This is a genomic window from Microcoleus sp. Pol7_B2 (assembly GCF_036701035.1).
Lineage (GTDB): Bacteria > Cyanobacteriota > Cyanobacteriia > Cyanobacteriales > Microcoleaceae > Microcoleus.
In genome coordinates, this window is record NZ_JAUBQB010000124.1 from 1 (window position 1) to 10,749 (window position 10,749).

Annotated in this window: 8 protein-coding genes; 1 reads left to right on the plus strand and 7 read right to left on the minus strand. The window is 48.8% G+C overall.

Translation table 11 applies throughout. The annotated features are described in order from the left end of the window. Positions 1-235 precede the first annotated feature (235 nt). The 6 genes from QUA57_RS27025 to QUA57_RS27050 all read right to left on the minus strand — a co-directional run bounded on the left by QUA57_RS27025 (position 236) and on the right by QUA57_RS27050 (position 5,272). Positions 236-1,339, minus strand: coding sequence for a 30S ribosomal protein S1 (locus QUA57_RS27025; RefSeq protein ID WP_333064823.1), 1,104 nt, complete (start codon positions 1,337-1,339; stop codon positions 236-238). A gap of 266 nt (positions 1,340-1,605) precedes the next feature. Then, positions 1,606-2,163 carry a transcriptional regulator NrdR gene (gene nrdR / locus QUA57_RS27030; protein WP_333064824.1) on the minus strand — a complete coding sequence of 186 codons (558 nt, stop codon included), beginning with the start codon at positions 2,161-2,163 and terminating at the stop codon, positions 1,606-1,608. Between the two features lie 216 nt (positions 2,164-2,379). Next, the gene (locus tag QUA57_RS27035) at positions 2,380-2,475 is read right to left on the minus strand and encodes a photosystem II reaction center protein T (protein WP_006635641.1); all 96 of its coding nucleotides are present in this window, start codon (positions 2,473-2,475) and stop codon (positions 2,380-2,382) included. Positions 2,476-2,618: 143 nt separating this feature from the next. After that, positions 2,619-4,148: a photosystem II chlorophyll-binding protein CP47 gene (gene psbB / locus QUA57_RS27040; protein WP_333064826.1), complete on the minus strand. Its 1,530-nt coding sequence runs from the start codon at positions 4,146-4,148 to the stop codon at positions 2,619-2,621. A 198-nt stretch (positions 4,149-4,346) separates the two neighbouring features. Continuing rightward, positions 4,347-4,676: a hypothetical protein gene (locus tag QUA57_RS27045; RefSeq protein WP_333037185.1), complete on the minus strand. Its 330-nt coding sequence runs from the start codon at positions 4,674-4,676 to the stop codon at positions 4,347-4,349. Positions 4,677-5,017: 341 nt separating this feature from the next. Further along, positions 5,018-5,272: a hypothetical protein gene (locus QUA57_RS27050; protein WP_333251476.1), complete on the minus strand. Its 255-nt coding sequence runs from the start codon at positions 5,270-5,272 to the stop codon at positions 5,018-5,020. On the opposite strand from QUA57_RS27050, the gene mnmG reads away from it, so the two are divergent. Further along, positions 5,243-7,159, plus strand: a complete 1,917-nt coding sequence (gene mnmG / locus QUA57_RS27055; protein WP_333064827.1) for a tRNA uridine-5-carboxymethylaminomethyl(34) synthesis enzyme MnmG — start codon at positions 5,243-5,245, stop codon at positions 7,157-7,159. The genes QUA57_RS27050 and mnmG overlap by 30 nt on opposite strands. A 690-nt stretch (positions 7,160-7,849) precedes the next feature. On the opposite strand, the gene glgP is transcribed toward mnmG, so the two are convergent. Then, entirely contained in the window at positions 7,850-10,408 is a 2,559-nt protein-coding gene (gene glgP, locus QUA57_RS27060) for an alpha-glucan family phosphorylase (protein WP_333064828.1), read from the minus strand. Positions 10,409-10,749: the final 341 nt, after the last annotated feature.

The following is a 10,749-nucleotide window of genomic DNA, read 5'->3' on the forward strand; positions in this document are numbered from 1 at the left end:
CACGCTAACTTACTCTCCATTTTTGGAAACAATACCTAATTTACCAGGGTTTGAGCCTTAACTGAACCGTATTGGGGCGTAAAGTCGTATCAACCTGCCCACAAATAATTGGCGCAATTTTCATTTTTTTGCCTCACAGTCAACAGTCAATAGTCAACAGTCAACAGTCACAGAGCGATATAACTCAAAAAAAAAAGAGGGAATTTTCCCTCTTTAAATCACACTAACTGTGATGTTATTCTTCCGTCGCAGGAGGGATTTCTTCCTCTACATCTAATACTGCTTCGGGTGCTGCTTCGGGTGCTGCTTCAGGTGCTGCTTCCAGTGCTACTTCCGGCAGATCCTCTTCCATTGCTGAGGGTACATCTTCGAGTATTTCGTCGGAGAGGTCATCACCATCGATGGAGTCTACAGGAATGTCTATGCCTGCTTTAGCTTGCTTTTGAGCCAGCATTTTCTCGCGGAACTTAGCTGCCATTTCCTCAGCTTTTTCGTATACCAATTCGCGATTTTTGACCATCGCGCCCGGTTCCGGTTCCAACTGCTTGGTGGAGAGAGAAATCCGGCCCCTCTCGGCATCCAAGTCAATGATCATCACTTTCACTTCGTCGTTGACATTGAAAACGCTATGAGGCGTATCGATGTGATCGTGTGAAATTTCCGAGATGTGCAACAAGCCGCTGACGCCGCCGATGTCGATAAAGGCACCGTAAGGCTTGATACCGCGTACTGTACCGATGACGACTTCCCCGACTTCGAGGCGGTTCATCTTGCGCTCAACTAAGGCGCGACGATGACTCAACACTAGGCGGTTGCGGTCTTCGTCTACCTCTAAGAATTTTAATGGTAATTCTTCGGCGACTAATTCTTCCTTCGGTTTGCGGGTACTGATGTGAGAACCGGGAATAAAGCCTCGCAAGCCTTCTATTCTCACGAGTGCGCCGCCGCGGTTGGTGGCAAATACTTGCGATCGTACTGTGGCATCTTCTGCTTGCAGTTGTCGCACTCTTTCCCACGCCCGCATATACTCGATGCGCCGAATGGACAGGGTTAATTGTCCGTCTTCATTTTCATCGGTTAGAATGAAAAATTCTCTGGTTTCGTTTGATTGCAATACCTCTTCTGGGCTTTCGACTCGATTGATCGACATTTCCTGAATGGGAATGTACGCTGCTGTTTTAGCACCGATATCAATCAGAGCGCCCCTCGGTTCTATACTAAAAACTGTACCCGCTACTACATCGCCCGGGCTAAAGTGATAGTCATATTTATCAAGTAGGGCTGCAAAATCTTCGTGAGTAAAGCCGATGTCTTTGACTGTGGTTTTGAGATTGACCATGCGAATAGTTTCCTAGGATTTCTCTCCTTCATGTTTTTCGTTTGTGCCGGCAGATATTCGAGATTTTGGTGAAAAAGCGATTAACTTTTTTCAAAATCTTTTACTAAAGTCAGTTTTTGCTAACTTTTGCCAGGTGCAACTGCACACCAGCGCTTGCCATTACTGTTACTCCATACTCTGTGTTAAAACGTTTAATCTTAACATTCCGAGTCAAGTAGACTATTATAACTTACACGCATACTGGTTTAAAATTAATTTAAGCGAGCTTAGCTGGGAGTAGCGCAGGATGCTGGGCTTTCTCGATCGACTGCTTCGGCATCCGGCAAATCTGCGTCAAAATTTGTCCCCGTTTCTGTAACTTCAGCTTCGTTGAGGGGATTCTGAAGGTGATTTAGAGTATCTACAAAATCTCGGATGCCTCGAAATTGCCGATATACGGAGGCAAAACGGACATAAGCGACTTCGCTGAGCGGGCGCAGGTGCAACAGCACCAGTTCCCCTATTTCTGAACTGGCGATTTCTCGGAGCGATCGACCTTGGAGTTGCGCCTCAATTTCTTCTGCCAGAGTTTCTAGATGCCCGGAAGACAAACCTGTTTTTTCGCAGGCCCGAATCAATCCCCTAACTAATTTTGACCTATCAAAAGATTCGCGCTTGCCGTCCCGCTTGATCACCGTAATCGGCACAAATTCTATGCGTTCGTAAGTTGTGAAGCGGTGCTGGCAGCTCAAACACTCACGCCGCCGACGGATGCTTTGACCTGATTCGGCTGAACGCGATTCTAGAACGCGACTATTTGTGTGTTGGCAGGAGGAACAGCGCATGATTGCTGAGTTTAACAGACATTGCCAGCAAATTGCCATTCATCTAACCGCCTGGGGTCTGATGAATGGCTGGACTAGAAAAATAACTTAGCAAACAGCGGTAAAATAGTCCCGCACCAAATTCGTTAGCGCAGCCCTCGAAGAGGATCACTTATGATGCGGGCTAACCGCAGTCCGGTTCAGGATATTTTGGACTTGCTGGAGGCGTATAGCTAATTATTTGCCAATCCGGGGAGGTTCCCGAAAGGCGATCGCAAAAAATAGTACGCCTATGGCTAAAGCCAGAATCAAAATGTAAGCAACACTTTCCATGTTAAATTTTCCCTATCTTCCCTTGCCGTATTATTTTATCTTAATTGTTGGTTTTATTATTAACTAAAAAAACCCGGTTTCTTGAAGAAACCGGGTTTTTGTGTAGCGGGGAAGTTTCCCCTCTACCCAGAGGCTGGCGAAATTTAGAGAGGTTCTTGTCTTCTGGTGGTCACGTCGCCCAGTTTTTGGAACAGGCCCCACTCGACTTGTTCTTCCAGGTCAGCCTCAACTCCAGCAAACACGTCGCGGAAGATTGTCCGAGAACCGTGCCAGATATGGCCGAAGAAGAATAGCAAAGCAAAGCAAACGTGTCCGAAAGTGAACCAACCGCGAGTCGAAGTGCGGAACACCCCGTCAGAGTTCAAGGTTTCGCGATCGAATTCAAATACTTCACCTTTTTGAGCAGCGCGAGCAAACTGCTTAACATCTAGAGGATTATTAAAGGTTTGACCGTTAAGTTCGCCGCCGTAGAAGCTGACGGTAACTCCGCTTTGTTCAAAGCTGTATTTTGATTCAGCACGGCGGAAGGGGATGTCAGCACGAACGACCCCATCTTTGTCCGTCAAAATTACTGGGAAAGTTTCAAAGAAGTTGGGGAGACGGCGAACCGACAATACCCGACCTTCGCTGTCAGTAAATACTGGATGGCCCAGCCAAGATTTAGCAATACCGTCGCCATTGACCATCGCGCCGGCCCGGAACAAACCGCCTTTAGCAGGAGAGTTGCCCACGTAGTCGTAGAAAGCCAGTTTTTCGGGAATTTGTTCGTAAGCTTCTTGGAAGCTTTGGCCACCGGCCAAGCTAGCTTGAGCTCTGCGATCGATTTCTTGTTGGAAATAGCCACTGTCCCACTGATAGCGAGTCGGGCCAAAAAGTTCGATCGGAGTTGCAGCAGAACCGTACCACATCGTACCCGCAACCACAAAGGCTGCAAAGAACACGGCAGCGATACTGCTAGAAAGTACAGTTTCGATATTCCCCATCCGCAGGGCTTTGTAAAGACGTTCCGGCGGCCGCACTGTCAAGTGGAACAAACCGGCAATTACGCCGACTACGCCCGCTGCAATGTGGTGAGCCACGATGCCGCCCGGATTGAACGGATCGAAGCCTTCAGGGCCCCAAGAAGGCGCCACTGGCTGGACGTGACCGGTCAAGCCGTAAGGGTCGGACACCCACATTCCCGGGCCAAAAAGTCCCGAAAGGTGAAATGCGCCGAAGCCGAAGCAGAGCAAGCCGGAGAGGAACAGGTGAATGCCAAACATTTTTGGCAAGTCGAGGGCTGGTTCACCGGTGCGAGGGTCTCTGAAAAGTTCTAAGTCCCAGAATACCCAGTGCCAAACTGCTGCTAAGAACAGCAGGCCCGAGAGGACGATGTGAGCGACGGCGACGCCTTCAAAGGACCAGAAGCCCGGATCGACGTTACCTTCGCCAGTGATGCTCCAACCGCCCCAAGAACCCGTAACTCCCAAGCGAGTCATGAAGGGCAACACGAACATCCCTTGACGCCACATCGGGTTCAGAACTGGGTCTGTGGGGTCAAAAACTGCTAGTTCATAAAGGGCCATTGAGCCGGCCCAACCTGCCACGAGGGCTGTGTGCATTAAGTGTACAGAAATCAATCGGCCTGGGTCATTTAAGACGACTGTGTGTACGCGATACCAGGGTAGTCCCATTGACTGCGGTTCTCCAAGGTGTAAGTGATGATGTCTATTTTTACGGAAAAATCAGATTCTGAATCCCCAGCAGTTACCTGCTGGGTTTAAACTCTGCCTTTTGCCGACTGCCATCTACCTTCAAAGGTGGAGGCATAAAAATGAAAGTTATTTAAAGAAGTGTATCGAGTGTTAGAACCGATTGCAATATGTTGAGCATTACATTAGTTGCGGGTTGCCCATTTCGCAGCGGGCGGCGATCGTCCCGAGGCGTTCGAGGACTTGCTCGGCATCGATCAGTCTGGTGAGGGTAACGTTGCCGATATTTTTGGCAGGATCGGCGGGATCGGGACGGACTGCTGGTTGGACTTCTACCATAAGTACGGCGTCTTCTACCCGGTAGAGCCACATTTTTTCGTTGCGATCGGAAAGACAGAGGTTGAGCTGTTGGATGTCCGGCGGCCGCCTCCAGGCGGCGTGACTCCACTCGCCACCTACGCCCCAAACGCGCCCAACTTTCCAGCCGTCGGATAAGAAGAAGTATTTCACTTGTGTACGCTTGTTGAGATTTTTTTGTCTAACATAGCGCAAAACTGCAACAGTACGGAATTATTGAACCGCGAAGGACGCGAAGGATGCGAAGGAATAGTAGAGAAGATGTAGGTGATCTGCAAGCTGTTGGGGGTAAATCTACAGAATTGTCAGATAAGTTTCGGTCTGGCTAATCGGCAAAACCTCCAATTTTAGGTTTTTCAATTCGAGTGCAGTTCCCAGCATTTCGAGGAGGAATACTCGTCACAGCGGCTCTCTTGGGTTAGAAAGTTCTAACCATTCAAATGTGTATTGTAGCCCTAACAAGGTTGTGGTAATTTTGCTCTTTTGGTCGCTGACTATCGATCGCATGATCGATCGTAATTGTAATCGCTATTAATCTGCATGAATTTGAGCCTAATCAACCAGCCAAATTCAGATTGAACCCGACCTCCATCCAGGTTCATCTGCGTTCCTCTGCGGTTAAAAATCCCCCATGAATATTTTTGCCAAAAACCCAATCCCAAAACGATCGACATTACTGCTAAAATAAAGTACGAGTCCTTGCCGCTCAAACGCAGACCATGACCGCACAAACTCCAGTACAATTCCAAGACAGTTTCGACATCATCGTAGTAGGTGGCGGACACTCCGGCTGCGAAGCCGCCCTCGCCACTTCTCGCCTCGGCTGTCGCACCCTTCTCCTCACCCTCAACCTCGACAAAATTGCGTGGCAACCTTGCAATCCGGCTGTCGGCGGCCCGGCTAAAACCCAACTTACTAACGAAGTTGATGCGTTAGGCGGGGAAATTGGCAAAATGGCCGATCGCACCTATTTACAAAAGCGCGTCCTCAACGCTTCGAGAGGCCCCGCAGTGTGGGCCCTGCGAGCACAAACTGACAAGCGGGAATACGCCGCTGTAATGAATAATATTGTCGAAAATCAAGAAAATTTAACCATCCGGGAAGCGATGGTAACAGACTTAGTTTTGGGCAAAAACGAAGAAGTTATCGGAGTAGAAACATACTTCGGCGTCGCTTTTGAAGGCAAAGCAGTAATTCTGACTACAGGCACTTTTTTAGGTGGCACGATTTGGGTGGGCAATAAGTCGATGCCCGCCGGACGTGCGGGAGAATTTGCCGCCGTTGGCTTGACGGAAACTCTCAATCGTTTGGGCTTTGAAACTGGTCGGTTAAAAACAGGAACTCCGGCAAGAGTTGACAAGCGTACTCTGGATTATACCAACCTAGAACCGCAGCCGGGAGATGCAGAGGTTCGCTGGTTTAGTTTCGATCCAGAAGTTTGGATCGAACGGGAACAAATGCCTTGTTATTTGACTCGAACTACGCCAGCTACTCACCAGTTAATTAGAGACAATTTGCACCTTTCTCCAGTCTACGGCGGCTGGGTTGATGCGAAGGGGCCGCGCTATTGTCCGAGTATTGAAGATAAGATTGTGCGGTTTGCCGATAAGGAAAGTCACCAGATTTTTATTGAACCCGAAGGTAGAGATATTCCTGAACTTTATATCCAAGGTTTTTCTACTGGTTTACCAGAAAATTTGCAATTGCAAATGCTGCGGACTCTTCCGGGTTTGGAAAAGTGCGAGATGATGCGGCCTGCTTATGCTGTGGAGTACGATTATTTGCCGGCTACTCAGTGCTTTCCAACGCTGATGACTAAGAAGATTGAAGGGCTGTTTTGCGCGGGTCAGGTGAACGGTACAACTGGATATGAGGAGGCGGCTGCACAGGGGCTCGTAGCGGGGATTAATGCAGCCAGGTTTGCGAAAAATCAGGAGATGATTGTGTTTCCTCGCGAGCAAAGTTATATCGGCACTTTGATCGATGATTTGTGTACGAAGGATTTGCGGGAACCTTACCGGATGTTGACTTCGCGATCGGAATATCGGCTATTATTGCGCTCGGACAATGCTGACCAACGCTTGACGCCGCTGGGACGGGAAATTGGTTTGATTGACGATCGCCGGTGGGAGTTGTTCGATCGCAAACAAGCTAATATTGTGGCAGAGAAGGAACGCTTGTACTCGACGCGGGTGAAAGAGCACGAGGAAGTAGGCAAGGCAATTTTTGCAGACACTCAACAAGCCATTAAAGGTTCAATTACTCTGGCTGATTTGTTGCGTCGTCCTGGGTTTCATTATGTGGATTTGGAACGCTACAATTTAGGCAATTCTACTCTGAAGTTGGCTGAGAAAGATGGTGCAGAAATTGACATCAAATATTCCGGCTACCTGCAAAGACAGCAAAATCAAATCGATGACATTGCCAAACACGAACGCCGACAATTGCCCGCAGATTTAGATTACATGGCAATTACAACTCTCTCCAAAGAATCGCGGGAAAAGTTGGCTAAGGTGAAACCGCTGACTATTGGCCAAGCTGCCAGAATTGGTGGGGTAAATCCGGCTGATGTTAATGCTTTGTTGATTTTTCTGGAAGTGCGAAACCGTCAGCAGCCAGCGGGTGTTGCTAAATAACCTCAACTAGAGGTGTATCAAGGCTTCCTTCAATTTTATGAAATCGCAGTGTGAAAAAGTGTGACTCTTGTGGAACCACTATTTTGTTCGGCGGATTTCATATTGAGGGATATAGATTCTGGGCTTTGCTGAGTCACGGTATGAATCAACTTTTCGCTTGATGTTACAAAACTCACCCGACTGGGCTTATAAAAATTCCGAAATTTTGAATTTATACCTGTATTCAGCAAAGCCACAAAAAAGGAAAACGGGCAGAATCTCAACTCTAATTAATAAAATTCTGCCCGTATATTGTAGATATTGCTCAATCCTCGAACCAAGTCGGAATTTCGCAAACATCCTGCATAAAAATCAGCGTTCATCCGTGGTTCAAATCTCCCCGAAATTTCCACCAGTTTTGCCACCCTCAAAGCCTTAGAAGACCAGCGAGATTCCTTGCTGTACGCTTATATACGCGGTCACTGGTGGTACTAGGAAATAGAGCGGAGTTTGGTATTGGGCGATCATTGCACAACCGGCTACATAGTCATCCCCCAAGGAAGATAAGCAGAGAGGGAGTGGGAGAGTGGGAGAGTGGGAGAGGGGGAGAATAGGTAAAATCTTCCTGATTCCTGATTCCCTCTTCCTTCCATCCGTTACATCCGTTACATCCGTTACATCCGCCCTTGCTAATCCGTTGCCGAACTTCCTTTAATGTGCCCAGAGAATCACGCCAGCTTCATAAGGACTGCTGAGATTATCGTGCTTCGGCAAAACCCGCAACGACAAACCTTGCAAACCACTAGAAGTATAAGTAATGTCAGCCGTATAAAGGCTAGCATTGTTAGAATCTTCTCCCAAATACTCCATCACCACCGGCACGCCACCAATGATATCGCCGTTAGCATCAACCGAGCCTTGATAAAGTTCAACTTGCACGTCCGCAGGCGTCAATCCCATCAGATTAATCCGAGATTTAACAGAGATCGACTGATTGACCTTAACTTCCTTATCCTGGGAAATATCAACAGCCTCAATCTTAATATCCTTCCACTTCGCGAGAACGTGCTTCTTCCAGTGAGACAACTCCTTGGCGGGAGCGCAATTATCCGAAGTCATGGTGTGGTAGCGATCGCTCACTGGGAAATATGCCCGCCGCGCGTAATCCTTCACCATCCGAGCAGTATTGAACAAAGGACAATTCAAGCGAATCGAATCCTTCATTTTCTCCGTCCAACCGCGGGGAATTCCATCAGCATCCCGGTTGTAAAACAGCGGTACAACTTCTTTTTCCATCAAGTCGTACAAAGCATTCGCCTCGACCTCATCCTGATACTTAGTATCTTCGTAAAACTCCCCATGTCCGATCGGCCAACCGGTACGAACATAATCAGCCTCATCCCACCATCCGTCAAGAATGCTCAGATTCGGCAAACCATTCATCGAAGCTTTCATCCCGGAAGTACCGGAAGCCTCACGCGGGCGGCGTGGCGTATTCAGCCACACATCGCATCCAGAAACCATCATCCGAGCAACGTTAATGTCGTAGTTCGGTAAAAACACCATCGAGCTCATCGTCTCGTGCTCGCGGATGAAGTGAACGATATCCCGAATCAATTCTTTACCCGGAATATCCATCGGGTGAGCCTTCCCAGCAATCACAAACTGCACCGGGCGATTTTGATCGCGCATGATCCGCATAATTCGATCGACATCGCGCAAAAATAGCGTCGCCCGCTTGTAAGTAGCAAAGCGACGGGCAAACCCGATCGTCAGCACCTTCGGATTGAGAGCTTCCCGCGCGTGTTCGATTTCCGTTTGGGCAGCACCGCGCTCGCGCAAAGTCTTTTGCAGCCACTCCCGCGCGAACACCACCAACTCCGATCGACAGCGTTCGTGATTGCGCCATAGTTCCTCATCAGGAATCGACGAAAGCCTGTCCCAGAGACGATCGTCCTTACCTGTCATTTCCCAGTCCGGGCCAAGGTATCGATCGTACAACTCCTGAGTAGACTTCGCCACACAACTGCGAGCGTGCACCCCGTTGGTAATTGAAGTAATCGGTACTTCTTCCTGCGGCAAACCCGGCCACAAACCCTGAAACATCGGGCGCGACACCACGCCGTGCAAAGCCGCCACCCCGTTGACAAAACTCGACATTTTAATTGCCAAAATTGCCATATTCAGAGGTGCGGACAAATCCGCAGTATTCTCCCTGCCCAATCCTAAAAACTCATCTTGCGACAAGCCAAACATCTTGGGATACTGACTCAGATAGTGCATCACCATATCCGGCTCGAACAAGTCAAACCCAGCAGGTACCGGCGTGTGAGTCGTAAACATACTGCTCGAAACCACCACCTGTTCCGCTTCTACGAAACTCAGGTGATATTCCTCCATCAGCATCCGAATACGTTCCAAAGCCATGAAAGCCGCGTGGCCTTCATTCATGTGATAAGCAGTAACTGTCAGCCCCAATGCCTTGAGCATTTTCACGCCGCCGATGCCCAGCATGATTTCTTGGTGCATCCGCAGAGTTTTATCACCGCCATACAGTTGGTCGCTAATATCTTGGTCGTAGCGGCTGTTAGGTTCAATATTTGTATCCATTAGGTACAAAGGAACCGTTCCCACTTGTACTCGCCAAATCCGGGCGTACACCTTGCGGCCGGGATAGTCTACCTCAATCCGCAATTCCGAACCGTCGGGATTGCGTTCTGGGTGCAGCGGCATATTGTAGAAATCGTTGAGCGGATAGCGTTCTTGCTGCCAGCCGTCGGCGTTGAGATACTGCGAAAAATAACCTTCTTGGTATAGCAAGCCGACACCGACTAAGGGCAAGCCCAAATCGCTAGCTGATTTGAGGTGGTCGCCTGCGAGCACGCCCAAACCGCCGGAATAGATGGGTAGGGCTTTAACTAAGCCGAATTCCATCGAAAAGTAAGCGTAGCATTCTTGCTGCTCGGTGCCGCGCTGTTTGCGGTACCAGGCGCGATTTTTGAGATAATCGTCTAACTGCTGGGCTGCTCGGTTCATTTGGGCAATGAAGCCTTCGTCTTCTGCCATTTCTTGCAGTCGCTCTTGAGATATGGTTCCGAGCATCAGCACCGGGTTTTGGTTGCTGGAGTCCCAGAGGTCTCGATCGAGGCGGCGGAAGAGGTCTTTGGTATCGACGTTCCAGTCCCAGTGCAAGTTGTAGGCAAGCTTGCGTAGGGGTTCGAGAATTGTCGGTAGCGACGGGGAAACGTTAAATGTGCGAATTGGCTGCATAGACAAAGCCTTTATGTTGGGGTAGCGATATTTTCGTCTGTCTTTAGGTACAAGTCCGTTATTCTGCACACTATTTTAAGTTTTAACAAAACCGCCGGGAAGTCCCCACCTATAGGAATGTTAGGTGGGGACTTCCCGGCGAGTCAGGTCCAGCGGGGTTCGAGCGCTCGATCGATGTTCCTCCTCAAAAAGTTTTTCTCGCTTCAGTCGCCAGAGCTTATTAATATTAGTTCTTGATTAGATCGAGCCGACGACGAGATATCAACTTAGGGCTTGCTGAATAATCGATCGCCAACCAAGAGCAGGAGCGATCGATATATTCAAGCAGAGTTAAATATAAG